Genomic DNA, 24,918 nt, shown 5'->3' with positions numbered 1-24,918 from the left:
AGGATGATTTCGATGCAAGAAAATTTATTCACCTACTTAACTGAGTATGAATCAGAGATGATTCGTTTACGCCGTGACTTTCACCGCCATCCGGAATTATCGTTCCAGGAAGTCCGGACGCCTGCTAAAATTTCTGCGTTTTATGATGCACTCGGTATTCCTTACCGTGCGAACGTCGGTGGCAGCGGAATCGTCGCGACACTGACCGGCACCCGTCCCGGAAAAACAATTGCGGTCCGGGCCGATTTTGATGCGTTACCGCTCCAGGAAGAAACGGAATTATCGTTCCGCTCAATCCGTCCCGGTGTCATGCATGCTTGCGGACACGACGGACACACGGCGATTGTCCTTGGACTCGCCGCTGCTTTTCAAGCCATCCGGGATGAATTAACAGGTACTGTCGTCTTTATCCACCAACACGGTGAAGAAGTATTTCCGGGTGGTGCGATTCAAATGATTGAGGACGGCTGTCTCGACGGTGTCGATGCGATTTTCGGCACACACCTCGAAAATGATCTTCCGGTCGGAACGATCGGTTATCACAGCGGGCATACATTATGTGCGATCGATGAATTTGAAATCGTTGTTCATGGTCAAGGCGGTCATGCCCAAGCGCCACACCGGACGCAGGACGCACTTGTCGCCGGTGCACAGCTTGTCTGTAATCTTCAGCACCTCGTCAGCCGGCGCGTTGATCCGTTTGAGCCGGCCATCGTTGCAATCGGTTCATTTCATGCCGGAACCGCACCGAACATCGTGACCGGCGAAGCCCGGATTGTCGGAGAAATCCGGACGTTCAACGAACAACTCCGGCATCAGTTGCGCCAACAGGTGGATCTCGTCGCACGGACGACCTGCACCGGAATCGGCGCTGATTATTCCATTGATTTCACGACAGGTTACCCGTCCCTTTGGAATCATCCGGATGAAACGAAGCTCGTCCGGGAAGCGGCCGGTTTTTTGCCGGAAGCACAGGTCCGTGAAATGAAACCGATGATGGCAGCCGATGATTTTGCCTATTACCTGGAACAGGTTCCGGGCAGTTATTTCTTTACCGGCTCCGCGAAAACAGATGGACGCACGATTTATCCGCAACACCATCCGAAGTACGAAATCGATGAGCGGGCTTTACTGATCGGGGCGAAAACGTTAGGGGCGACAGTTCTTCGTGCCCTGCAAACATAAGAATTGACTTTCCACTTTTATGAATGGTATTATCATCCCAATGATAACGAACTTACATCAACTTCATATAACACTTATCAAGAGTGGACCGAGAGATCTGGATCGATGACGTCCCAGCAACCTGCGCACAGCAAGGTGCTACGACCAGCAAAGCGAAAGCTTTGGTTGATAAAAAGCGGCGACTCCTTTTGCAACCAAGCAAAGGAGTCGTTTTCGTTTTCTCGCTGTCAGAAATGAGAGCATTACGGCTCAAGAGGCCAGGAGAAAGGGAGAGATGACATGGAAAAAGCAACATTTGCAGGAGGATGTTTCTGGTGCATGGTGACACCATTTGAGGAATTACCGGGGATTCACAGTATCGTGTCCGGTTATACAGGAGGACACGTCGACAATCCGACATATGAGCAGGTCAAAACCGGAACGACCGGACATTCCGAAGTCGTCGAGATTACATTTGACCCGGCACTGTTCTCATACGAACGGTTACTCGAACTGTATTGGCCGCAAACGGATCCGACCGATGCCGGCGGACAATTCCAGGACCGTGGTACACAGTATGCCCCGGCGATTTTTTACCATACGGAAGAACAACGCCTTGCAGCGATTGCGTCACGTGATGCGCTGGCTGCAACAAACCGTTTCAAACAACCGATCGTTACACGGATCGAACCGGCAGCTGCTTTCTATCCGGCGGAAGAATACCATCAGGACTTCCATAAAAAAAATCCGGCCCACTACAAAAAAGACCGGAAAGCCTCCGGCCGTGATGCCTTTATCGACGTCGCCTGGAAAGAAGAAGTATCCGTCTGATTTAAACGAAGCGTCTTTTAAAAGAGATCACCCTTTCACGCACTTTACTGTAAAAGTCGCGTGAAAGCCGTGATCTCTTTTGAGTGGTTGACGATGTTTTTAAGAAATCGCTTTGATTTCATCTGTTTGATTTGACTCGTCCACGACCTGATACCGTTTTAAGACGAAAATGCCGCTCAGCATGACGGCCAGGCCGATGATCTGCCCAAACGATAAATCGACTTTTGGTAAACCAAACCAGCCAAAAACGTCGACACACAACGCAAAACTGAGTTGCGAAATCAGGACGACGGAAATCGCGATGGACGGACCGAGCAGTTGAATACCCCGCATGACACAAAATACGACACCGACACCGACGAAACCGCCAAATAGATAAAGCGGTTCGACCTCCGTAAGCGCTGCGACCTCCCCGCCCCGAAAGAAAACCAAGGCAAGCAACGAACCAATCAGACCGACCAAAAAGACTAACGTCGTCGTCGCCCAGGCACCAAAGACATGACTCATCCGTGCGTTCAAAACAGTTTGTAAACTGATCATCATCCCTGCGACGATGGCACAAAACATGCCTAATCCCATTTCTATCTCCTCCTACTCAGGTAAATGAAAAGATCAGGACGCCGGTCAACATCAAACCGACTCCGATCCACTGCCCTTTGTTACTGCTTTTTTTAATGACTCCGAACCAGCCGTTCAAATCAATTACAAAGGCACACAGAATCTGTGCGACGAGCAACAGCGACATTGCCCATGTCATGCCGAGTAATTGAATTGACGTCAGTTCCGTAACGACGACTAAAACACCGAGCAATCCGCCGCTCGCATAAATAAGCGGTAACGTGCGAAAACCGCCGATTTTACGATCCCGAACAAAGCCGTAAATCAATAAACATCCGATCAGACCAACGAAATGGACGATGGTTACGGATAACCATGGACCAACCGCGTCACCGAGCCGGGCATTAAAGATGCCTTGTAAGGCAATAAACAATCCACTGAATAAGGCAAACACGATTCCTTGCATCTTCATCCTCCTTTTTCTCTAGTTACGAGTAGACCCTATTCTGTCATCTTTTTAAAGGACAAATGTCCTGAAACACAAAAAAAGCCGACCTGATCGGTCAGCTGCGCTTATATTCACGTTACTGGAGTTACTGGAGTGCCCGGTATGTCCGTTCGATTCGTCCGAAAGCATCATCCATCATCCGGTTAAAGAGTTCCGCAACGGTCGGAACATCATCAATCAAACCGGAAACGAGACCGGCATTGACGTATCCTGCTGTTTCGTCGCCTTCGAGTGCCCCTTTGATATGAAACGATTCGTTCGTCTGTTCCTGAAAGGCAGCGAGTGATGTCGGCTGCAACGCATCGACATACGGTCCGTTCAATACCCGCCGGACTTGTCCGACTTCTCGGCCGATGATTCGTGTCCCGAGATCATCCGCCTGCACGAGGTGTCTTTTATAGTGCTCATGGACACGGGATTCCTGTGTCGCAATCAACCGGGTTCCGAGCTGCACGCCTTCTGCTCCGAGCATCCAGGCTGCTGCAAGACCACGTCCGTCGCCGATGCCGCCCGCGGCAAGGACAGGAAGCGTGACATGATCCGTGATTTGCGGAATCAGGGTCATCGTCGTCAACTCGAGCGGTGAATTGATTCCCGCCGCCTCGACGCCTTCCGCTACCAGTATGTCCACTCCGGACTGCTCGGCTTTAATTGCCTGTTTGACGGAAGCAACGACACCAATCGTCCGGATTCCCGCCTCCCGTAACTTCGATAAAAAAGGAGCCGGATTACCGGCTGACAAGGACACGACCGGAATCCGTTCCTCGATTGCTAACTCAATCAACTGTTCGGTATAAGGTGAGACCCGGATGGCGATATTCAAGGCAAACGGACGCGACGTCAAGCTTCGTGTCGCGTCAATCAATTGTTTGACCTCGACAGGCGTCATCGTTCCGCATCCAATCGTTCCGAGACCTCCGGCATTCGAGACCGCCGCCGTCAGTTCGGCATGGCTGATATTCCCCATACCCCCTTGAATGATCGGCACATCAATCTGTAATGTGGTACATAGACGAGACATGGTCTCCCTCCGTTTCCGTTGTTAAGAATGGTATACTAAGTAGGACTGAATTTTAATTCATTTTTAGAAAAGAGGCGTCCTTATGAATATTCCGTACCGCGATGTTTCACCAAAGCTAGCCACACATGTGTTTGTCGCCCCCGGTGCTTTTTTGATTGGTGACGTGACCGTCGGCGAAGAATCGACGATTTGGTTCAATGCCGTCCTGCGCGGCGATGAAGGACCGATTACGATCGGCAAACGTTGCAGTATCCAGGACAATGCGACCATCCATCTCTACGAGGGTGCACCGGTCATCGTCGAAGATGAAGTGACGGTCGGTCACAATGCCATCTTGCACGGTTGTAAAATCGGTCGGCGCTCGATTGTCGGTATGGGGGCCACTGTTCTCGATCATGCTGAAATCGGTGAAGAATGTATCATCGGTGCCAACACCTTAATCCCATCCGGCAAAAAATTCCCGCCTCGTTCGCTCATCATCGGATCACCGGGCAAGGTCGTGCGGGAACTCACGGCAGCAGACCTTGAGATGATTCAGGAATCCATCGATTCGTATGTCGATAAAGGATACGCCTTCCGCAAACAGCTTGCTGAAAATTGATTGTCGGCACGAAAACGCTCATCTCGCTTCTTCGGGATGAGCGTTTTCGTTTTATCGTTCCGCGAACAACGGATGTTCCGATGCATCATAATCAGCACTTTTTTGCGTCACATCATGTGTTTCACGGAAGATCGATTCAAAAAACCGGCTCGCCGGTTCCGCGAGTAGCCGGTAGTATTGTTCAAACAGCAAAGCGGCATGATGACCGCTCCACTCATCCGGCAACAACTCTTGCGGCAGACCGGGATCGGTAAACAAAAACTTCCGGTATTCATGGACAAGTGTCGTCCGTTCGACAAAACACTGCTCCTCGTCCATCTCGCCAAGCTGAATCCGGCTTTGATGGACGATATAACGCCGGCTGTATTCCGCAATGAACCGTTCATACCGTTCTTGCAACTCATCCAGTGGGAAAGCGCGTTCGACCAGCGATTGATCCGGTTGCGGTCCATGATATTCGCCGACGAAAAAATCGACGTACTCGGTGATACCGTAGGCGTCAATCAACCGCTCCGCTTCTTTTTCGAGCGGGTTCGGTGAAATCCAGACCCCGTTCGATAAATTCCCGAAACCGCTCCAGGACAACTCTTTTCGTAATTCATCCCGAATTTGCCGTTTGTCCTCCGGAATCGTGTACATCAAGGTCCGCCATTTCCCGTCCCAGACATGAGGCGTCGATTTGTATATCCGTCGCGCGGCTTCTTCCATCCGCTCAACACCGCGCGGGGTCAACGAATAAAAACTTTTTGTCCCTTGTTTTTGTGACGTCAACCAGCCTTGTTTGACCATCCGGGAAACGGCAACCCGGACCGCCTGTTCATTATGACCGAATTCTTTCAATAGGCGGATCAGACTGCCGACCCAGATTTGATTGCCGTAATGGCGGATGTAATCTCCGTATACCGTAAAAATCATCGATTGGGTATTCGCACTCATGTCATTCACTCTCTCTTTAATATAACGTTTTTTTGTGTACCGTTAGTATACGTGTTATTTCAGAGGACGACCATCCTCATTTTCCTTGAAACTGTGGCGTCCGTTTTTCGGCGAAGGCGCGTAACGCTTCCAGCCGGTCTTCCGTCGGGATGACCGCTTCGTAAGCGGATGTTTCAATTTTCAAGCCCTCCGAGAGAGATTGATCGAGTCCTTGGTCAATCGCCTGTTTAGCCTGTCGGATGGCAACCGGTCCATTTTGTAACATCTCATCCGCAAACGAAAGACAAACTGCCATCAATTCTTCCCCTGTTGCGACGACACGCGAGACAATCCCGTACTGTTCAGCGGTCTGTGCATCAATTTTCCTGGCTGTGAAAATCAGTTCTTTCGCCCGGGTCTCTCCAATCAACCGCGGCAACCGTTGTGTCCCGCCGGCACCGGGAATGATGCCGAAACTGGTTTCTGTCAATCCGACCAATGCCCCTTCGACGATGATCCGGAAATCACAGGCGAGCATCCATTCGAAACCGCCGCCGAGTGCATGACCGTTGACCGCAGCAATCGTCGGTTGCGGCAGATGGGCGATATCTGTGAAGACGTCACGAATGGCTTCGACGTTTCGCCGGACTTCCGTTTCGTTTAACGTCACCCGTTCCTTCAAGTCAGCACCGGCGCTGAACGCCTTCCCTGTTCCGGTAAAGATGACAACCCGGATGGTCGGATCGTGACGAACGGTCGTGACCAGCTGTTGCAGCTCAACCAGCGTCGGATAATCAAAGCAGTTCATCCGTTCCGGCCGGTCAATCCGAATGATGACGACGTAGTCGCGTCGTTCCAAATGAATCATGTGAGTCCCTCCCGTTCCACGACGAGGGCAATGCCTTGTCCGACCCCGACACACATCGTCGCCAGACCATATGTCTGATTCGTGCGGCACATCTCGTGGATTAACGTCGTTAAAATCCGTGCTCCGCTTGCACCGAGCGGATGACCAAAGGCAATGGCTCCTCCGTTGACGTTGACTTTTTCCGGCGGTAATCCGAGTTCTTGCATACAGGCGACGCTTTGTGCGGCAAACGCTTCGTTGAGTTCAATCAAATCCAGCTGGTTGACCGTCAATCCTGCCCGGTTCAGCGCTTTGCGCGTCGCATCAACCGGTCCGATTCCCATGACAGCCGGTTCGACGCCGGCAACGGCACTGGCCCGGTAATAGGCGAGCGGTGTCAATCCGAGACGTTCCGCTGTTTCTTCACTCATCAATAACAAGGCAGCTGCCCCGTCGTTGATACCGGAAGCATTCCCTGCCGTGACGGTGCCGTTCGGAAACAGGCTTTTAAGCGTGCCCAGTTTTTCGCGACTCGTGTCAGGACGTGGATGTTCATCCGTCTTCACTTCGACGATCTGTCCTTTGCGTGTCGTATACTGCACCGGAACAAGTTCTGTTTGAAAACGATGTGTCTCCATCGCCTGTTTCGCCCGTTGCTGACTTAAAAAGGCAAAATCATCTTGCGCTTCCCGTGAAATCCCATACCGGGTTGCGACGTGTTCCGCCGTCTCCGGCATCGAGTCTGTTCCGTACATATCTCGCAGTTTTTCATTGACGAACCGCCACCCGATCGTCGTATCGTAGATCGCCGGATTCCCGCGGGCGAAACCGGTTTCCGGCTTGCCCATGACGAGCGGAGCCCGGGTCATGCTTTCCGTTCCGCCGGCAATATAAATCTCCCCTTCGTTCATCGCAATCGCCCGGGCTGCGGCGATGACAGCATCGAGTCCGGAACCGCACAACCGGTTAACGGTTGTTCCGGCAACTTCGACCGGCAGACCGGCAAGCAGGCCAGACATGCGGGCGACATTCCGGTTGTCTTCCCCTGCCTGATTGGCATTTCCAAAAATCACTTCTTCGATTAAATGCGGATCCAACTCCGGATTTCGATCAACGAGCGCTTTGATGACACAAGCCCCTAAATCATCCGGCCGGACGTCTTTGAGTACTCCGTTATAGCGGCCGATTGGTGTACGGACCGCATCCATGATGGCGACACGTCTCATCGGCTCTTCACCCCGCTGTCCGAATAATCATAGACGCCGCGCCCGGTTTTCCGTCCGAGACGTCCTGCTTTGACGTATTGTTCGAGGAGCGGTGCCGGACGGTATTTTTCGCCTAACTTTTCGTGAAGATACCGTAGATTGTTTAAGCGGGTGTCGAGTCCGACGAGATCCCCGAGTTCGAACGGTCCCATCGGATAGTTCAGTCCGAGCTTAATTGCTTTATCAATTTCTTCCGGTGTGCCGAGTCCTTCCTGCAACATATAAAATGCTTCATTGCCGACAAGGGCACTGATGCGTGACGTGACGAGTCCGGGAAACTCACGGATGACAACTGTCTCTTTCCCCATTTGTTGCGCAACGGTTTCACAAATCGACACGGTCTCTTCTGACGTTTCAAGCCCCCGTGCCAGTTCGACGAGCGGCATCCGATGAACCGGATTAAAGAAGTGCATCGCCATGACCCGTTCCGGACGTTTCGTAAACGAAGCAATCTCGGTCGGGCTCATCGTCGACGTATTGGTCGCAAAAACACAACCTGCCGGCGCATAACGGTCCAGTGTCTCAAAGACTGTCCGCTTAATATCAAGCCGTTCCGGAACGGCTTCAATCACAAGATCTGCGTCTCTGACAGACTCCTTTAAATCCGTTGCATAACGCAAACGGTCGAACAGTTGCCCGACTTCTTCCGTCGTCATTTTCCCGCGGACGATGGCTTTATCGGCAACCTGTTCCAATTCCTGTTGTGCGGACGTCAGCAACTGTTGCTCGACATCGACCAATGTCACGTCAAATCCGCTGGCTGCTGCTACGTATGCAATCCCTCTGCCCATCACACCTGACCCTACGACCACCATCTGTTGAACCATCATCTGATTTTCCTCCTTTAAAAAAGCGTGCGGACGAACGTCCGCACGCTTGGTTTTTACAGTCCGAACGGATTAAGTGGACGACTGCCGTAATACGACAGGATACTTTTCGTTTCCGTATATAAATCAAGTGTCTCGATGCAGAGTTCGCGCCCGAAACCAGATTGTTTGTAGCCGCCGAACGGTGTGCCCGGGAAGGCTGAGAACGGACAGTTGATCATGACGATACCGGCTTTGATCTGATTCGCAATCCGCGTCGCGCGTGCTCCGTCTTTTGTCCAAATTGCCGACCCAAGTCCGAACTCCGTGTCGTTTGCCAGACGAACGGCTTCTTTTTCATCCTTGAACTTCATCACGACGACGACCGGTCCAAAGATTTCTTCCTGGACAACTTTCATCTCGTGTGTGACATCGGCAATGATTGTCGGTGCATACCAGAAACCTTCTTCAAAACCAGCCACTTTCTCGATTTGACCTCCCGTCAAGATCGTAGCTCCGTCCGCTTTTGCCGACTGGATATAACCGTCGATGACATCAAGCTGTTGTTGATCGATGATTGCCCCGACATGCGTCCCTTTATCAAACGGATTACCGAGTACCAATTGTTTTGTTTTGGCGACGAATTGTTCCATGAACGTATCGTAAATGTCTTCATGGACATACAGGCGCGACCGGGCTTCGCATGACTGTCCGCTGTTATAGAAGATGCCAAACAGTGACCCGTCGACGGCTGCCGTGATGTCGGCATCCTCAAACACGAGGTTCGGTGATTTACCGCCGAGTTCAAGCGTAACGCGTTTTAAGCTTTCCGACGCCCGGCCCATGATATCTTTTCCAACCGGTGTCGAACCGGTAAAGGCGACTTTATCGACATTCGGGTGTTCCACCAAGTGGTTGCCGATTTCGCGGCCCGATCCCGGAATAACGTTGACGACACCTGCCGGTACACCGGCTTCGAGACAAATTTCGCCGAGGATGATGGCTGTCAACGGTGTCAGCGTCGCCGGTTTGACGACAACCGAACAGCCGACCGCAATCGCCGGTGCGACTTTCCAGGCCGCCATCATCAATGGATAGTTCCATGGAATGATTTGGGCACAGACACCGACCGGTTCTTTTTCCGTGTAGTTATGGAATTGCCCCGGCACGTTATTGACGGCACCACGGTGACCGACGATGGCTCCGGCATAAAATTCAAAGTCTTCAATCGCTTGCGTGATTTGCCCTTGCGCTGCCGCGAGGGATTTTCCGGTATCGAGAATCTCGAGTTCCACCAGTTCGTTGAAACGTGAACGCATGATACCGGCAATTTTGTTCAGGACTTGCGACCGGCGACCAACCGGCCACATTTTCCATTTTCCGTGATCGAAGGCTTCCCGTGCCGCCTGTACCGCACGATTGGCATCTTCTTTTGAAGCTTTTGCGACTTCGGCGATGACTTCGCCGGTTGCCGGATTATAGGTCTTGAAGGTCTCCCCTGATGTCCCTTCGACTTGCTCGCCGTTGATGACCAGATGATAGACGGAACGTTTCATCTCGATTGTTTTTTCATGTACCGTTGACATAGCTCCCACTCCCCTTAGTTTCCTTTGAATGTCGGTTGACGTTTGTCAAGAAAGGCTTGCATCCCTTCCGTCTGATCATTCGTCCCGAATAGTAAGTAGAAATTTCTTCTTTCATGATCCATGCCGTCTTGCAACGACAGGTCGCCTGCCTTATCGACTGCATCTTTGATCAGTCGCACGGACATCACCGGTTGTGCCGCAATCCGTTCGGCAACGGCCAAAACACTTGCTTCGAGTTGATCCGCTTCCACAATCCGGTTGATGATTCCAAGACATTCTGCTTCCGATGCCAGCATCCGGTCTCCCGTCCATAACCATTCAAGGGCCCGGGTCCGGCCGATCCGTTTCGTCAGGCGTTGCGTCCCGCCGGCGCCCGGCATGACACCGAGTCCGACTTCCGGGAAACCGAACTGAGTCTCCGGTGTCGCATAAATCAAATCACAGGCCAGTGCCAGTTCAAACCCGCCGCCGAGCACAAATCCATGAACCGCAGCAATCAGCGGCTTATGCAACCGGCTGATCCGGTCCCAATCGGCAAACGGATCGAGTAATTCCATCGAAATCGGCGTTGCGTCGACCATCTCCTCGATATCGGCTCCGGCTGAAAAGGATTTTCCTTCCCCGTTCAGGACAATGACTGTAATCGCTTCGTCCTGATCAAACTGTTCCATCGCTTCGACGATTTCCCGAATCATCGTCCGGTTCAAGGCATTGTAACGTTCCGGGCGATTCAGTCGAATCCGGCCGATTCGCCCCTCGATACTTGTCTTAACGTACTGTGGCGTCAGCATGGACTTCTTCACCAATCATCAGCGTCACAAGATCTCCCGCAAAGCCCATCAAATCTTTACCGGACGCTTTTCCTTCAAGCGAACGCATGCCGGCTTTCATCGTTTCATGGTTTTCGTAGACCATTTCGCACATCAGATAATATTTACCGTCTCCGCCCATTGGTGAACCGACGATCTTCGTGACCGTCATCTGCTGCAGACCGGGAATCTTCGCCGTCAGTGGACCGTGGACATTGAAATAATGCTCGTCAAACTGTTCCTTGTTCTCCGGATGTGTATAAAGCGCGATTAGTTTTACCATAATGATTACCTTCCTTCACATGAGAGTAGAGACGGGTTTCATCGCCTCGAATGGATTTTTGCATGATTTACAATATAAAATACTCCGGCAAGCCGTCGGACCAAACAGATTTTCAATCGAGACGAACGTCGATCCGCAGTACGGGCAGTCGATTTCCCACTTTCCGTCGACGACCCGCGGCGGGGCAATTCCAAAGGACTTCAGACCGGTAATTCCTTGTTCTGTAATCCGGTCCGAGGTCCACGGCGGATCAAACAGGAAAACGACATCGACCGTATTGACCTGGGGCACTTGTAACAAAGCGGATTCGGTGTTCTTTTGGATGATATCAAGCGCCGGACATCCTAAAAATGTCGGGAGAAGCGTAATCCGGATATCGTATCCGAACGGTGTCTCCGTCCATTCCGTCGCTTCGACCATTCCGAGATCGAGAATACTTACCGCATCGATTTCCGGATCTTTAACTGTATCCAGGGCTTCCCGGATGTCCTGTTCTAGTCTTGTCGTCATCTGCCGTTCCTCCTTCACCATACCGCTGACTGATCGAGCAGATAGACTTCCCCGAGCGTCGATAAGGCATCGTTCAAATCAGAAGAATGTTCACCGTTTCGTCCGTTGTAGGTCATGTTCATTTCCGGCAACGTGACGTTCAGATCGACGAGGACCGGTGTCAGTGCCTGATACCAACGATCCAGTAAAATCCCCTTCCCCTCAATCAGGCGCATCTCGTCAATCATTTCCGCTGCTTCCCCGTAATCAAACAGGTCACCGAAGTCAGCCAATACCCGTTCAAGAGCCGCATCCATCTTCTGACGGGCTGTTTCTGTTGATTGATACAGCTGGGTGAACCACGTTTGCCAGTGCAACAAATGATAGTACAACTCCATGTTGACCTTGACGGCGAGTGCTGCGAGCGGCGCATAACTGCTTTTTTTCAACGAGTCAATCCGTACCTTTTTCGCAAGCGTATAACAATAGTTGCGCACGACGGCATACGCCCAGTCATATTCCGGATTCTCCATATAATATCCCGGTCCGTTGACCCGTTCGACGAGGACCGAGTTTTTCCGTTCATGCGCAAGCCGCACATGAGCGAGTGCATCAGCCTTTCCTTCGCCGATTTCTTCGAGCAGTTGGTAGTACATGGCCGCATGCCCCATCGAATCCTGAGCAATCGAGGACGACGCGACATCTTCTTCGATATGCGGGGCGAGTCCCAACCATTCCGATCCGCGGTAGGCATATAAAAAGTCATCATCTGCTAATTGATAGAGCAGTGAGCCCAAGGCCAAACGTTCTGCTTCCGTCATTTGGAATCGCCTCCTTGCCAGGACATGATTTCTTTTTCGTCGAGCATCTGTTGTTCATAATGACGCCATTTTTTCTTAAGGTAGCCGTACCCTTTCGTCGTCCGGTAATCTTTGTTATCCAGCCGTTGCAGCATCAGCTTTTCATCCGGAGTCATTCCCCGGATATCTTCCCGTTTGACGACCCAGATGTCGACGACCGGCTCCCGGCGCATGAAGTTTTCCTGCGCCATCAAAAGGGCCATCTCTTTATTCGGTGCCAGTAAACTGAACTGATGCGTAAAAGCGGCATTCGGCGTCCGTTTACTGAAAATCTCGAACTCCTGATAAAACGTTTCCGTCATGGTCTCTCCTCCTTCAGCCGATCGTCTCAGCAAGTGCCTCGCGTACCCACGCATTGTTTTGATACGAAGTTTGACGTAAGGCGAGCCGTTCCTTCGAACGGGGGCCGCCACCTTGAATGATTTTCTTGAATTCCGTCCAGTCCGGCTGGGCGTAAATCCACTGTCCTGTCTCCTCGTCGAATCGTAATGTCGGATCCGGAATGACGAGTCCGAGCGAACGGATCCGGGGAACGTATTTCGTAAAGAAATTTTGACGCAACTCTTCGTTCGTTTTCGTCCGGATTTTGTAGGCAATCGTCACGTCCTGTTTGGACGTACCGGTCGTCTCTTTCGACGCCGGACCGAAGAACATCAAGAGGGATTCCCACCATTCATCCAGGGATTCCTGAATCATCGCTTTTTGTTCCGGTGTCCCTTCCGCCAGTGCCATGATAATCGACTCACCGTGCTGGGCATGGAATACTTCCTCCGCACAAATCCGTTGCAACGCCCGCGCATAAGGACCATATGAAGCCCCGAGCATATTCGTCTGAGTAATGATGGCTGCTCCGTCGACGAGCCAGCCGATTGTTCCGGCATCTGCCCACGAACGCGTCGGCATGTGGAAGACGTTGTGGAATTTGAGGCGTCCCGTAAATAAATCGTCCATTAAGTCGGCCCGTGTTTTTCCGTACGGCTTCATCAAATCCTCGACGACCCGAAGCAGGAGTTGACCGTGCCCCATCTCATCCTGGACTTTTGCCATGATGCCGAGCTTCCGGCGTAACGACGGAGCTTTTGGCACCCATTCCTTTTCCGGTAAAGCCCCCATGATTTCACTGATGCCGTGCATGGAAATCAGCTTGATCAGCGTGTCGCGGTAGAAATCAGGCATCCAGTCGTCCGCTTCGATTTTTTCCCCGTTTTCGATTCGTTCTTTAAACCGTTCCAATTTTTCTTCTTCAGTCATGACCGGTGGTTCAAAAAGATGCGTCGCATCGTACATTTCAGTTCCTCCTCTGCTTAAACAACTTCTTCTCGGACATTGCGCGACGGTCGATGATCCGGACAGCCTTCCCTTCAGAGCGCGGAAGACCGTATGGCGGGTGACAAATCAGATCCACCGAGATCAGACATTCGGTTTTCATGGCATGACAGATGCCCCGTTTCAGTTCTTCAGCAACTGTTCCCGGTTCAAGTTCGATGTGCAGTTCCAATGCTTCAAGACCGGCCCGTTGAATCCGGTGAATTTGATAATGGGGTGTGACACCCGGTTGCTGTAATAAGACCCGTTCAATTTCGGACGGAAAGACGTTGACGCCACGGATGATCATCATGTCATCCGTCCGCCCTTTGACCCGCGACATCCGGGTCGTCGTCCGACCACAGCCGCACATTTTTGTCGTGACGGATGCCAAGTCTCCGGTACGATACCGAATTATTGGAAGCGCTTTCTTTTTCAAACTTGTAAAAACGAGTTCCCCGACCATTCCTTCTGGTAGCGGTTCGCCCGTTGCGGGATCAATGACTTCCGTGATAAACAAATCATCCATCAGATGCAATCCGTTTTGTTCCTGACACTCCATTGCGACACCCGGTCCCATGATTTCGCTGAGACCGTAGATATCAAAAGCCCGGATCCCCCACTTGTTTTCGAGGGTCTTCCGCAGTTCTTCCGACCATGGCTCGGCTCCAAAAATCCCGTACCGGAGGCTGCTCGCTTTCGGATTAAACCCCTTTTCTTCCATCCGTTCCGCAAGATGCAACATATAAGACGGTGTTCCGCAAATTCCACGGGGCTGGAAATCTTCAATCAACGTGATTTGCCGGTCGGTATTACCGCCGGACACGGGAACAATCGTCATCCCGAGTTTTTCGGCTCCGCTGTGCAGACCGAGTCCGCCGGTGAATAAACCGTATCCGTAAGCATTGTGCAACAAGTCGGTTTTTTCAGCACCGATGGCGACCAGACCACGTGCGACAGCTTTCGACCAATCATCCAAATCGCTTTGTGTATAACCAACGACGGTCGGTTTTCCACTTGTTCCGGATGAAGCATGGATCCGGACCGTTTCCTGAGGCGGAACCGCAAATAAGCCAAACGGATACTGTTCCCGCAAATCACTTTTGTATGTGAACGGTAACTTTTGAATATCCGCCATCGTTTGGAATTCCTCCGGATTAAGTCCCCGTTCCATGAAGCGGGTTTGATAAAACGGGACATGTTCCATCACATGACGAACGGTCTCACGTAAACTTGCAAGCTGTAAGCGGGATCGTTCTTCCGCTTCCATCGTTTCCAGGATTTCGTTATACAAGTGGCACCCCTTCCCGCGTCTATATAACACAATAAACAAACGTCCGTTTTAAAACGGTTATACTATTAAACTACGATACGTTCACAATGTTGTCAATCCTTCATTTTGTTAAAAGCTCCCAACTTTCTTGATTCCGGTCTTTTTTTCAATTAAAAGTCTGAATAAAGACCTTTCCTATAGAGAAACACTAAAAATGATATTTCTTTTTGGAAAATATTCCTGAAAATGTTTGCTCATTTCGTAACTGATTGATAAAATATCGTGTGACAAGTGTTATACTATTTTTGGTAAGACCAGCTGTGGTCACAGGCAAGGGGGAAACGATATGAAAAACGGTTTGTCGCTCGGCGACTCTGCTGTCATCGAGGCGATTGTCACAGAAGAAATGTTCGCTCAGTTCGAAGGTGTGGTCGTCCACCCGGCTTACTCCACCGTCTCGATGGTCTATCATATGGAATGGGCCGCTCGAAAACTCATCCTCCCCTACCTGGAAGAACAGGAAGAAGGAGTCGGTGGTGCTGTTTCCTTGAAGCATTTAGGAATGGCGACACTCGGATCCAATATCCGCATCGAAGCCACTGTCAGCGAGCTCACATCCCGCCGCGTAGTAGCCAAAGTCGAAGTCAGACAAGGTGATCGTGTCATCGGTCTTGGGGAAGTCAAACAAATCATTTTAAATAAGCAGCTGATTCAGGAAAAGTTGACGCCGCGTGTTTTTTAAAGAGCAAAATGAAAGCGCTTACTAAAGTCAGGAGGATGTTTACTATGAATATGTTGAACCCATCCACGGATCCATCACCATCCATCATGGAGAAGATTTCCGGTCACGAACAGGTCGTTTTTTGTAACGATCCTGTGTCCGGTCTGCAGGCGATCATTGCCATTCACGATACGACACTCGGACCCGCCCTCGGTGGTTGCCGGATGGCACCGTATTCGACCGTCGACGAAGCACTCGATGATGTCTTGCGGCTGTCGCGTGGCATGACGTATAAATGTGCAGCAGCTGACGTCGATTTCGGCGGCGGGAAAGCCGTCATCATCGGTAATCCGGCGACGGACAAAACACCCGAATTGTTCCGTGCCTTCGGACGATTCGTCGATTCACTCGGCGGACGTTTCTACACCGGAACGGATATGGGCACGACGATGGAAGATTTCGTCCATGCCAGCCGGGAAACGTCACGGATCGTCGGGATTCCGGAAGCTTTCGGCGGAAGCGGCGATTCATCGATTCCAACAGCGGAAGGCGTCATTTACGGCTTACGGGCAACGGTCGAAACGTTATATGGATCCGATGATTTAAGCCGGGCCAGTTACGCTGTCCAAGGACTCGGAAAGGTCGGCTATAAAGTCGCGGAACAGTTATTGTCTGCCGGTGCTAACCTGTACGTGTCCGATTTGAGCGAATCCATTCTCGCTGCTCTCGTCGAGCAAGCGGAAAAAACACCCGGAACGGTTCGTGTCATTGCCGCTCATGAAATTCACCTGACGGATGCCGACATCTTTGTGCCTTGTGCTTATGGCGGTGTCATCCAAGCAGCGAACATCGGACAGCTCCAGTGTAAGGCAATCTGTGGATCGGCCAACAATCAACTTGCCGATGATGCCCTTGCGCTCGAATTACAGCAACGCGGTATTTTATATGCACCCGATTATATCGTCAACGGCGGCGGTCTGATTCAGGTTGCCGACGAACTATACGGGGCGAACCATGAACGTGTCCTGTTAAAAACCAAACATATTTATGATGCGGTCCTCGAAGTATTCCACGAGTCTCATGCGGAATCGATCACGACACTCGAAGCAGCCAATCGGATGTGCAACAAACGGATTCAAATCCGCTCACGCCATAACAACATTTTTACGAATACGATCAAACCGAAATGGAACATCCGGAACGACTAAATGGAGGTGACACGAATGGAAACCGAATTTCCGATTTACCGGATACTTGATGATGCAGGACACGTCCTTGATACATCTAAAAATGATTTGCTGACAAAAGACTTGAGTCTCGCACTCTTCACACATATGAACCGGATCCGGACATTCGACCGGAAAGCCATCAATCTGCAGCGTCAAGGACGGCTCGGGACCTATGCACCGTTCGAAGGACAGGAAGCGGCACAGGTCGGCAGTGCGTATGCACTGCAGGACAAGGACTGGGTCTTCCCGACGTACCGGGATCACGGAGCGACGCTGACGTTTGGCGCCGACATGGTCCGGACATTTTTGTATTGGAACGGACGTGTCGAAGGCTGTGTCCCGACGGATGAGTTGCATATCTTCCCGCCCGCTGTTCCGATTGCCACACAAATCCCGCATGCGGTCGGTGCGGCCTGGGCAGAAAAACGAAAAGGATCAACCCAGGTCGCCGTCGCTTACTTTGGGGACGGGGCCACATCGGAAGGTGATTTCCACGAAGGCATGAACTTCGCCAGCGTCTTCCAGGCTCCGGTCATCCTGTTTAATCAAAACAACGGGTATGCGATTTCCGTCCCGATTCAAAAACAGATGCATTCGGAAACGATTGCCCAAAAGGCTTTGGCTTACGGGATGCCGAGCGTCCGGATTGACGGCAATGATGTCTTCGCCGTTTATTTCACGATGCAGACTGCACTGGAACGGGCACGCTCCGGTGGCGGACCAACCTTGATTGAAGCGGTCACGTGGCGATTCGGTGCCCATACGACAGCGGATGATCCGTCGAAATACCGGGATCAGGACCGTTCCCGGGACCGAATCGATCCCCTCACCCGCTTGGAAGGTTTCATGAAAGAACAAGGTTTCTACGATGAACAGGAAATCGAAGCCATCCGGACGCGGCATCAAGAAGAGGTCGAAGCCGCCGTCAAAACGATGGAAGCTTTCCCGCCGCCTGACGTCAACGATTTGTTCGATCATACGTACGCAACATTACCGGACGATTTAGTCCGTCAAAAAACAGATTATCTGACCGCAAGGGGGAATTGATATGGCGACACCAATCAACCGACAAACGGAGATGACGCTCGTCCAGGCTGTTACCGATGCCTTACGGACAAAACTGACGGACGATGAGACGACGCTTGTACTAGGTGAAGATGTCGGGAAAAACGGCGGTGTCTTCCGGGCGACGGACGGTCTGCAGGAAGAGTTCGGGGAGGACCGGATCATCGATACGCCGCTGAGCGAAGCAGGAATCGTCGGAACGTCAATCGGTCTCGCGGTCAACGGGTTTAAGCCGATTGTCGAAATCCAATTTCTCGGCTTCATCTATCCTGCTTACGAACAAATCATGACCCACGTCTCGCGGATCCGGATGCGGACGATGGGACGTTACGGCGTGCCGATGGTCATCCGTGCCCCTTATGGCGCCGGCATTCGGGCGCCGGAGATTCATTCCGACAGCACGGAAGCCCTTTTCACTTCGATGCCGGGCTTAAAAGTCGTCTGTCCCTCCACTCCTTATGATGCGAAAGGTTTATTGATTGCGGCCATTGAAGATCCGGATCCGGTCTTATTCCTCGAGTCGATGCGGAGTTACCGGGCCTTTAAGGAGCCGGTTCCGAGTGAAGCCTATACGGTTGAAATCGGGAAAGCGAAATGTGTCACCGAAGGTCAGGACGTGACACTGATTGCTTGGGGAGCGATGGTCCAAGTCGCACAAAAAGCCGCAACGGAAGCTGCGACCCGCGGTATTTCCTGTGAAGTGATTGATTTGCGGACGCTCTATCCGCTTGATCGTGAAACGATTGCGGCCTCCGTTCAAAAAACCGGACGGGCTGTCATCATCCACGAAGCACAAGCTATGGGGGGTCTTGGCAACGATTTGCTTGCGCTGATCAATGATACCTCGTTCTTATATTTACGTGCCCCGGTAGCCCGTGTCACCGGGTTCGACGTGCCCGTTCCATTATTCGCCCTCGAGGACCATTACATCCCGACGCCGACGCGTGTGCTTGAAGCGATCCAGCGTACGGTCGATTTTTAAGGAGTGAACGTGATGATTGAAGTAAAGTTGCATGACGTCGGTGAAGGGATGACGGAAGGTGAAATTGCGAACTATCTGGTCCGGGTCGGGGATCGTGTCACAATTGATCAGCCTGTCGTCGAAGTGTCGACCGATAAAATGGTCGCTGAATTACCGGCACCGGTTTCCGGTGTCGTTACGGACCTCATCATCCCTGTCGGTCAAACCGTCTCGGTCGGTACGGTCCTATTATTGATTGAAGCCCTTGAAACAGAAACGGCCGTAACTGCGGAACAACCGATCCGGCAGACGACGGAACAAATCAAAGTCCGGCCGTCTGTCCTAACACCGGCTGTTTCATCGAGTAGTCGGCGTGTCTTGGCTACCCCCTACACGCGTAAAATCGCGCGCGAACACGGGATTGATTTGGAACAAGTTCCACCTTCCGATCCATCCGGTCGCGTGACGGAGGAGGATGTCCGGCGGTTCCTCGATACAACTGCTTCTGTCGAGAAGGCAGATGTCGTCGAACAAACAAGTACCCCTTCTGCTAAACCGTTCGAAACGATTCCGTTCCGCGGCATCCGGAAACAGATTGCGAAAAAAATGACACAGTCCCTCTTTACGATTCCGCACGTCACGCATTTTGAAGAAGTGGATATGACCCGCCTGCTCGCCTTGCGCGAAAAATTAAAGGCGGCCGGTAAACCGATCAGCGTCAACGCCTTTTTCATCAAAGCCTTGATTGTCGCACTCCAGGACTTCCCGGTGTTTAACGCAAAACTCGATGAAGCCAACGAACAGATCATCCTCGAGCAACAGTATCATATCGGTGTCGCAACCGAGACGGCGGACGGACTGATTGTCCCGGTCGTTCGTGACGCAGACAAGCTGACGATGCAACAGTTGCACACGCGTGTCGCGGAACTGTCCGCCCGTGCCAAGACAGGAGACTTGCGAGCTGCCGATCTGAAACCAAGCACCTTTACGATGAGTAATGTCGGTCCCCTCGGAAGTACAGGAGCGACCCCGATCATCAATTACCCGGAAACGGCTTTAATTGCCTTCCACAAAACAAAAAAACGGGTCTGCGTCGATGATCACGATCAGATCGTCATCCGCTCGATGATGAATCTATCGATGTCCTTTGATCACCGTGTCGCTGACGGCGCGACGGCCGTTGCTTTTACGAACCGGTTCGCCGGCTTAATCGAACACCCCACTACTTTATTAATGGAGCTGATTTAAATGGTCGTAGGTGAACTGACACAAGAACGTGATTTAGTGATTCTTGGTGGTGGTCCGGCCGGTTACACCGCTGCCATCCGTGCCAGTCAACTGGGCCGCAACGTCACCTTGATTGAGCAGGCACAGCTTGGTGGACTTTGCTTGAACAAAGGATGTATCCCGTCCAAGGTCGTCGCTCATGCCGCAGATATCAAACAACAGATGAATCACATGTCTGCTCTCGGTTTTTCTTTCAACCCGACCCACGATTTCAGTCAATTGGTCGAGTACCGGGAACGGACCATCCGTCAATTACGAACGGGAGTCGAAGCGCTCTGTCAGGCAAACGCGATTGAAATCTTGCACGGAACCGCTTCATTTTTAGCAGACGACCGGATTGGGGTCGAGCTGGGGCATCAGTTTGATACGTACCGGTTTACCGACGTCGTGATTGCGACCGGAAGCCACAGCATCGAACAAGATTCTCCCTCTATCTTAAATGCCGAACAGTTATACCAACTGACCGAATTACCTGAACGTCTCGTCATCATCGGACAAGACTATATCGCTGTCGAAGCCGCAATGAGTTTTCAAGCTCTTGGTACGTCGGTCACGTTGATTGCCGACGACTTCCAGTTGGATTCGAGTATAAACAAAGAACTCCGACGCCTCTTAAAAAAACAAAAGATTCAACTTGTCTCTGGGACCGTCACAGCCATCGAAGCAGAAGAGGCAGTGACCGTTACGGTCGTCAAACAGGGACAGGAGACGACCTGGTCCGCTCCTTTTTTGTTTCAATCGTTGCCTCGCGTTCCGCACACGTTGGAACTCGGACTCGAGCGGATTGGTGTGACGGTAGCAGAAGACGGAACGATTCCCGTCGATCCATTCGGACAGACAAACCGTCCGCATATTTATGCCATCGGAGATGTAACACCTGGTCCTGCGATTGCGACACGCGCCATCCATGAAGCGAAACGGACGGCCGAACATTTATCCGGACAACTGGCCGATGCGACGGTACCCTATTACCCGACCATCATCCGGTCTCTTCCGCCAATCGTCTCCATCGGCTTGACGGAACAGGCGGCAACGGACGCCGGTTATTCGATCCGGACCGGCCAATTTCCCCTTAATGCCAATGGAACAACGATGATTGAAGCCGGAAGTGGTTTCATCAAGGTCATCTCCGATGCGACGACGAATCTCCTTTTAGGCGTTCATATGATGGGCGAAGGCGCCGTCGATCTCGCCGGAACGTTTGCACAAGCTCTTGAGATGGCTGCCAAGGAAGAAGATGTCCGCTTCCCGATTATGCCGCATCCGAGCCGGAACGAAGCCTGGACAGAAGCCGTCGAATCGTTAATCGGACACGCAATTCACCTGTCGCCCCGCCAACAAGATGTCTTAACGAAGTCGTAATCCTAAAACCGGTCCCCGCCCTCTTTTGGAGAAGGGGTGACCGGTTTCTTGCGCGAATCTTTTGGTTGAAGGAGGTACGATGATGGACTTATACTTCACGACGTTACGCTGGAACGAAACATCGTTTCCAATCGCGGCAACAACGGATGGCCTGTGTTATGTCGGGGCATTGAACGAACCCCGGGACTTATTTAGCGACTGGGCCCGAAAACAGTTACCCCGGGCCGAACTGATTGAGCATCCGCAGATCATGCAACCGTACCAGGAACAACTCATCGAATACTTAGACGGAACACGCACCCGGTTTTCTCTCCCGCTTCATTTGATCGGCACGCCCTTTCAGTTGGAAGTCTGGCAGGCCTTATGCCATATTCCATACGGTGTGACGGTGACTTATTCAGATATCGCCCAACGGATTTATCGACCGGGTGCGACACGCGCCGTCGGAACCGCCATCAGTAAAAATCGTGTCCTGATCGTCGTCCCCTGTCATCGAATCATCGGAAAAAAAGGGGATCTGACGGGCTATTGGGGTGGTCTGAACATGAAACGACAACTGCTCGCGATCGAACAGACTTCCTCTTCTCAACCGCACTAACATAGCAAAAGAGAACGAACTCGACATCAATCGAATCCGTTCTCTTTTTTTATACCGAATTTACACCAAACCGGTACGTCGTTTCCCAGTGGTACGTCTGATCCGGTTCAACCAAAATGTCCGGGAAGTTTGGTTCGTTCACCGCATTCGGATGAACTTGCGTTTCGAGACACAGACCGAGCGAAGGACGAGCACCGACACCGCGGATCTCATAATCCGTCTCGAGTTGCGTCCCCGTATATAGGATGACGACCGGTTGATTCGTCGTCACTTCTACATAACGGCCATTTGACATGTCTTCCAAGCGAATCGGCTGTCCCGATAAGAGAAACGGATGATCATATCCATGTCCCGCGGCTACCGTTTCCGGATGATCGGATTCCGCACCGCTTCGAATCTGCCGTCCCGTTCGAAAATCAAGGGGAGTCCCCGTCACGTCCCGCAACTCACCGGTCGGCAACAAATCTTCTCCAACAGGTAAATACGTTTTACTCGGGATCGTCAAGTGATGATCAAGGATATCCCGTTTCAAGTTTCCGGACAGGTTCCAGTACGTATGATTCGTCAGATTCAACGGTGTCGTCTGATCCGTCGTCGCGTGCATCGTCAGTGTCAAGGCGAGACCTTCCAGCTGATAGATGGCATCGAGCGTGACGTTCCCGGGGTACCCTTCCGTTCCGTCCGGACTGAACAACCGGAGGTGAAGCCGGTCCGTTGTGGCTTCGACGATGTCAAAAAATGTTTGATCAAACCCTTTGATTCCTCCGTGCAGATGATGCGTTCCATCGTTTACTGCGAGCGGATAGACGGTTCCTTCCACTTCCATTTGCGCTTGTCCGATGCGCCCGGCGACCCGGCCGACGATGGCTCCGAAATATGGAGAATGGTCCTGGTATTCCTTTAACGTATCAAAACCCAGGATGACACTCTCGATCCGGCCGTCCCGATCCGCAACACGGATATCGTTGATGATGCCGCCATAATTCCAAATCTCGACTTCGATTCCCGGTTGCGTCAGCGTATGACGAATGAGATCCGTTTCCTGAATTAATTGTGTCTGCTTCGTCATCGTCGATCACCTGCCACTTGGCGGCTGACCGTTTCAAGGAAGCGGTCAAGTCCCGCCTGCCCGCCCGGCGTTTGTTTAAAGACACCACAGTCTTCAAGACCACGGACAAATTTGGCCGCGACCGCTTGGCGGACATACTCCGTCACATCTTGTCCGTTGTATGCTGCTTTTAATTCGGTTGCCCATGTGTGGTGGGAAGGAGCCGTCGAAGCGGCTGTTCCTGTCACAAATTGTTCGACTTCCTCGAGTTCACCTAACAGACGGGCCGGTAAAACGGCGAGTCCCATCACTTCAATCAAACCGATGTTTTCGCGTTTGATATGGTGAATATCGGCATGGGTATGGAAGATTCCGTCCGGATGATCCGTCGATGTCCGGTTGTTTCGTAAGACGAGATCCAGTTCAAACCGTTCGCCTCGCATCCGGGCAATCGGTGTCACCGTGTTGTGACGGACACCATTTGTTGCCGCGAGAATCTGATGATCGGCATCTTCGTACGTCAGCCACGTCCGGTAGACGTCGTCCGCCGCATCGAGTAATGCGTCAGCATCGGTGCTGCTCAACCGAACGACCGTCAACGGCCAGTGTAATGTTTCACCGGCCACATCCGGATGATCCGGTAAGACGAACTCTTGGAGCGTCTTCGCCCGATCCATCGCAAATTCATACCGTCCGCCCTGATAATGATCATGCGTCAAAATCGATCCACCGACGATCGGCAGGTCTGCATTGGATCCGGCAAAATAATGCGGGAACTGGGCGACGAATTCAAGCAACCGCGTAAATGCTTGACGGTTAATGACCATGTCCCGGTGCTCCTGCGACAAGATGATACTGTGTTCGTTGTAATAGACGTACGGTGAATATTGTAATGCCCAAGGTTCACCGCTGAGTGACAGCGGCACAATCCGGTGATTGGCACGGGCCGGATGATTACTCCGTCCGGCATATCCGACGTTTTCGACACACAAGAGACAGGTCGGATAGGTCGATTCGACGACCTCCGTTTGTGCTGCCGCGATTTCACGGGGATCTTTTTCCGGTTTCGACAGGTTGATCGTAATGTCGATTTCACCATAGACCGTGTCCGCTTGATACTGGATGTTTTTGGCGATGCGTTTCGTCTGGATGTAATTATTCGCTTGACTAAGCTGATAAAAATAGTCAGTCGCCTGTTGCGGATTTTCAGCGTACAACTGACGGAAAGTCGAAGTAATCTGAGACGGGCGATCGACGAACACATCCATCAATTCTGCCGCCAGCCGTTCTTTTTCGTCGAGACGCGGTGCCAGCTTTCCGGCTGTGATCTGGTGTTCAATCATCTCGTCCAAAAGATCAGGAATCGGACGCGTGCCGACTGTTCCCGGATCCACATATGCAGCTTCCCCGAGCAAGGTTAAAAGCCGGTTTCGGGCATATACCGTGTCTTCCGGTTCAATCAACCGTTGACGGACCGCCTGCTCTATTAATTGTTTGATGAGTTCATTCATCGCCTTCACTCTCCT

At 51.8% G+C, this 24,918-nt stretch carries 27 protein-coding genes and 1 riboswitch; of the genes, 10 read left to right on the top strand and 17 right to left on the bottom strand.

All coding sequences use genetic code 11. The features are described from left to right. Window positions 1–12: 12 nt before the first annotated feature. Both HNY42_RS03530 and msrA read left to right on the top strand, forming a co-directional pair. Window positions 13–1,185 (top strand): M20 metallopeptidase family protein, encoded by a 1,173-nt coding sequence (locus tag HNY42_RS03530; protein ID WP_188005116.1) that lies wholly within the window; start codon window positions 13–15, stop codon window positions 1,183–1,185. A 71-nt stretch (window positions 1,186–1,256) separates the two neighbouring features. Next, a riboswitch (SAM riboswitch) is annotated at window positions 1,257–1,360 on the top strand. A 104-nt stretch (window positions 1,361–1,464) separates the two neighbouring features. Further along, the gene (msrA, locus tag HNY42_RS03525; protein ID WP_131503401.1) at window positions 1,465–1,995 is read left to right on the top strand and encodes a peptide-methionine (S)-S-oxide reductase MsrA; all 531 of its coding nucleotides are present in this window, start codon (window positions 1,465–1,467) and stop codon (window positions 1,993–1,995) included. 99 nt (window positions 1,996–2,094) lie between these two features. Here the strand turns inward: msrA and HNY42_RS03520 are convergent, their stop codons facing one another. The 3 genes from HNY42_RS03520 to HNY42_RS03510 all read right to left on the bottom strand — a co-directional run bounded on the left by HNY42_RS03520 (window position 2,095) and on the right by HNY42_RS03510 (window position 4,082). Further along, a complete protein-coding gene (locus HNY42_RS03520) occupies window positions 2,095–2,574 on the bottom strand; it encodes a DMT family transporter (protein WP_131503400.1) in 480 nt (159 codons plus the stop codon). A 16-nt stretch (window positions 2,575–2,590) separates the two neighbouring features. Then, the gene (locus HNY42_RS03515; protein ID WP_131503399.1) at window positions 2,591–3,019 is read right to left on the bottom strand and encodes a DMT family transporter; all 429 of its coding nucleotides are present in this window, start codon (window positions 3,017–3,019) and stop codon (window positions 2,591–2,593) included. A gap of 127 nt (window positions 3,020–3,146) precedes the next feature. Then, window positions 3,147–4,082, bottom strand: a complete 936-nt coding sequence (locus HNY42_RS03510; RefSeq protein ID WP_131503398.1) for an NAD(P)H-dependent flavin oxidoreductase — start codon at window positions 4,080–4,082, stop codon at window positions 3,147–3,149. 82 nt (window positions 4,083–4,164) lie between these two features. On the opposite strand from HNY42_RS03510, the gene HNY42_RS03505 reads away from it, so the two are divergent. Then, window positions 4,165–4,683, top strand: a complete 519-nt coding sequence (locus tag HNY42_RS03505) for a gamma carbonic anhydrase family protein (protein ID WP_131503397.1) — start codon at window positions 4,165–4,167, stop codon at window positions 4,681–4,683. Window positions 4,684–4,734: 51 nt separating this feature from the next. On the opposite strand, the gene paaX is transcribed toward HNY42_RS03505, so the two are convergent. The 12 genes from paaX to HNY42_RS03445 form a co-directional block, all read right to left on the bottom strand. Continuing rightward, on the bottom strand, window positions 4,735–5,619 hold the full coding sequence (paaX, locus tag HNY42_RS03500) for a phenylacetic acid degradation operon negative regulatory protein PaaX (protein ID WP_026829354.1): 885 nt from the start codon (window positions 5,617–5,619) through the stop codon (window positions 4,735–4,737). Window positions 5,620–5,695: 76 nt separating this feature from the next. Further along, complete coding sequence (locus HNY42_RS03495; RefSeq protein WP_131503396.1) at window positions 5,696–6,466, bottom strand: enoyl-CoA hydratase-related protein; 771 nt, start codon at window positions 6,464–6,466, stop codon at window positions 5,696–5,698. Then, complete coding sequence (locus HNY42_RS03490) at window positions 6,463–7,671, bottom strand: acetyl-CoA C-acyltransferase (protein WP_131503395.1); 1,209 nt, start codon at window positions 7,669–7,671, stop codon at window positions 6,463–6,465. The genes HNY42_RS03495 and HNY42_RS03490 overlap by 4 nt, the downstream gene beginning before the upstream one ends. Then, window positions 7,668–8,537: a 3-hydroxyacyl-CoA dehydrogenase gene (locus HNY42_RS03485; protein WP_188005408.1), complete on the bottom strand. Its 870-nt coding sequence runs from the start codon at window positions 8,535–8,537 to the stop codon at window positions 7,668–7,670. The genes HNY42_RS03490 and HNY42_RS03485 overlap by 4 nt, the downstream gene beginning before the upstream one ends. Before the next feature lie 56 nt (window positions 8,538–8,593). After that, window positions 8,594–10,102 carry an aldehyde dehydrogenase family protein gene (locus HNY42_RS03480; protein ID WP_131503394.1) on the bottom strand — a complete coding sequence of 503 codons (1,509 nt, stop codon included), beginning with the start codon at window positions 10,100–10,102 and terminating at the stop codon, window positions 8,594–8,596. A 14-nt stretch (window positions 10,103–10,116) separates the two neighbouring features. Then, the gene (locus HNY42_RS03475) at window positions 10,117–10,893 is read right to left on the bottom strand and encodes an enoyl-CoA hydratase/isomerase family protein (protein WP_131503393.1); all 777 of its coding nucleotides are present in this window, start codon (window positions 10,891–10,893) and stop codon (window positions 10,117–10,119) included. Continuing rightward, entirely contained in the window at window positions 10,871–11,194 is a 324-nt protein-coding gene (locus HNY42_RS03470; protein WP_131503392.1) for an EthD family reductase, read from the bottom strand. The genes HNY42_RS03475 and HNY42_RS03470 overlap by 23 nt, the downstream gene beginning before the upstream one ends. A gap of 15 nt (window positions 11,195–11,209) precedes the next feature. After that, window positions 11,210–11,704, bottom strand: coding sequence for a 1,2-phenylacetyl-CoA epoxidase subunit PaaD (gene paaD, locus HNY42_RS03465; protein WP_131503391.1), 495 nt, complete (start codon window positions 11,702–11,704; stop codon window positions 11,210–11,212). A 14-nt stretch (window positions 11,705–11,718) separates the two neighbouring features. Further along, window positions 11,719–12,504 carry a 1,2-phenylacetyl-CoA epoxidase subunit PaaC gene (gene paaC, locus HNY42_RS03460; protein WP_131973316.1) on the bottom strand — a complete coding sequence of 262 codons (786 nt, stop codon included), beginning with the start codon at window positions 12,502–12,504 and terminating at the stop codon, window positions 11,719–11,721. Next, entirely contained in the window at window positions 12,501–12,845 is a 345-nt protein-coding gene (gene paaB, locus HNY42_RS03455; protein ID WP_131503389.1) for a 1,2-phenylacetyl-CoA epoxidase subunit PaaB, read from the bottom strand. Before paaB ends, paaC begins: the two co-directional genes overlap by 4 nt. A 13-nt stretch (window positions 12,846–12,858) precedes the next feature. Then, a complete protein-coding gene (gene paaA, locus HNY42_RS03450; protein ID WP_071499513.1) occupies window positions 12,859–13,830 on the bottom strand; it encodes a 1,2-phenylacetyl-CoA epoxidase subunit PaaA in 972 nt (323 codons plus the stop codon). A gap of 1 nt (window position 13,831) precedes the next feature. Further along, window positions 13,832–15,142, bottom strand: coding sequence for a phenylacetate--CoA ligase family protein (locus HNY42_RS03445; protein ID WP_370528983.1), 1,311 nt, complete (start codon window positions 15,140–15,142; stop codon window positions 13,832–13,834). Window positions 15,143–15,467: 325 nt separating this feature from the next. Here HNY42_RS03445 and HNY42_RS03440 point away from each other — a divergent pair, with 325 nt between their 5' ends. The 7 genes from HNY42_RS03440 (at window position 15,468) to HNY42_RS03410 (ending at window position 22,344) form a co-directional block, all read left to right on the top strand. Further along, window positions 15,468–15,863, top strand: coding sequence for a thioesterase family protein (locus HNY42_RS03440; protein ID WP_131503388.1), 396 nt, complete (start codon window positions 15,468–15,470; stop codon window positions 15,861–15,863). Between the two features lie 44 nt (window positions 15,864–15,907). Next, on the top strand, window positions 15,908–17,050 hold the full coding sequence (locus HNY42_RS03435; RefSeq protein ID WP_188005115.1) for a Glu/Leu/Phe/Val family dehydrogenase: 1,143 nt from the start codon (window positions 15,908–15,910) through the stop codon (window positions 17,048–17,050). Window positions 17,051–17,065: 15 nt separating this feature from the next. Continuing rightward, the gene (gene pdhA, locus HNY42_RS03430; RefSeq protein WP_131973319.1) at window positions 17,066–18,118 is read left to right on the top strand and encodes a pyruvate dehydrogenase (acetyl-transferring) E1 component subunit alpha; all 1,053 of its coding nucleotides are present in this window, start codon (window positions 17,066–17,068) and stop codon (window positions 18,116–18,118) included. A 1-nt stretch (window position 18,119) separates the two neighbouring features. Then, on the top strand, window positions 18,120–19,118 hold the full coding sequence (locus tag HNY42_RS03425) for an alpha-ketoacid dehydrogenase subunit beta (protein ID WP_131503385.1): 999 nt from the start codon (window positions 18,120–18,122) through the stop codon (window positions 19,116–19,118). Between the two features lie 12 nt (window positions 19,119–19,130). Continuing rightward, complete coding sequence (locus tag HNY42_RS03420; protein ID WP_188005114.1) at window positions 19,131–20,345, top strand: dihydrolipoamide acetyltransferase family protein; 1,215 nt, start codon at window positions 19,131–19,133, stop codon at window positions 20,343–20,345. Then, window positions 20,346–21,746, top strand: coding sequence for a dihydrolipoyl dehydrogenase family protein (locus HNY42_RS03415; protein WP_131503383.1), 1,401 nt, complete (start codon window positions 20,346–20,348; stop codon window positions 21,744–21,746). Window positions 21,747–21,828: 82 nt separating this feature from the next. Then, window positions 21,829–22,344 carry a methylated-DNA--[protein]-cysteine S-methyltransferase gene (locus HNY42_RS03410; RefSeq protein WP_188005113.1) on the top strand — a complete coding sequence of 172 codons (516 nt, stop codon included), beginning with the start codon at window positions 21,829–21,831 and terminating at the stop codon, window positions 22,342–22,344. 49 nt (window positions 22,345–22,393) lie between these two features. Here HNY42_RS03410 and HNY42_RS03405 read toward each other — a convergent pair whose 3' ends face one another. Both HNY42_RS03405 and HNY42_RS03400 read right to left on the bottom strand, forming a co-directional pair. Next, complete coding sequence (locus HNY42_RS03405; RefSeq protein WP_188005112.1) at window positions 22,394–23,413, bottom strand: aldose epimerase family protein; 1,020 nt, start codon at window positions 23,411–23,413, stop codon at window positions 22,394–22,396. Continuing rightward, window positions 23,410–24,903 carry a UDP-glucose--hexose-1-phosphate uridylyltransferase gene (locus HNY42_RS03400; RefSeq protein WP_188005111.1) on the bottom strand — a complete coding sequence of 498 codons (1,494 nt, stop codon included), beginning with the start codon at window positions 24,901–24,903 and terminating at the stop codon, window positions 23,410–23,412. The genes HNY42_RS03405 and HNY42_RS03400 overlap by 4 nt, the downstream gene beginning before the upstream one ends. Between the last annotated feature and the right edge of the window lie 15 nt (window positions 24,904–24,918).

It is taken from the genome of Exiguobacterium sp. Helios (assembly GCF_014524545.1).
In the GTDB taxonomy this organism is placed as follows: Bacteria; Bacillota; Bacilli; order Exiguobacteriales; family Exiguobacteriaceae; genus Exiguobacterium_A.
Note: the sequence above shows the minus strand (reverse complement) of the source record. Positions and strands in the feature narration are given on the sequence as shown.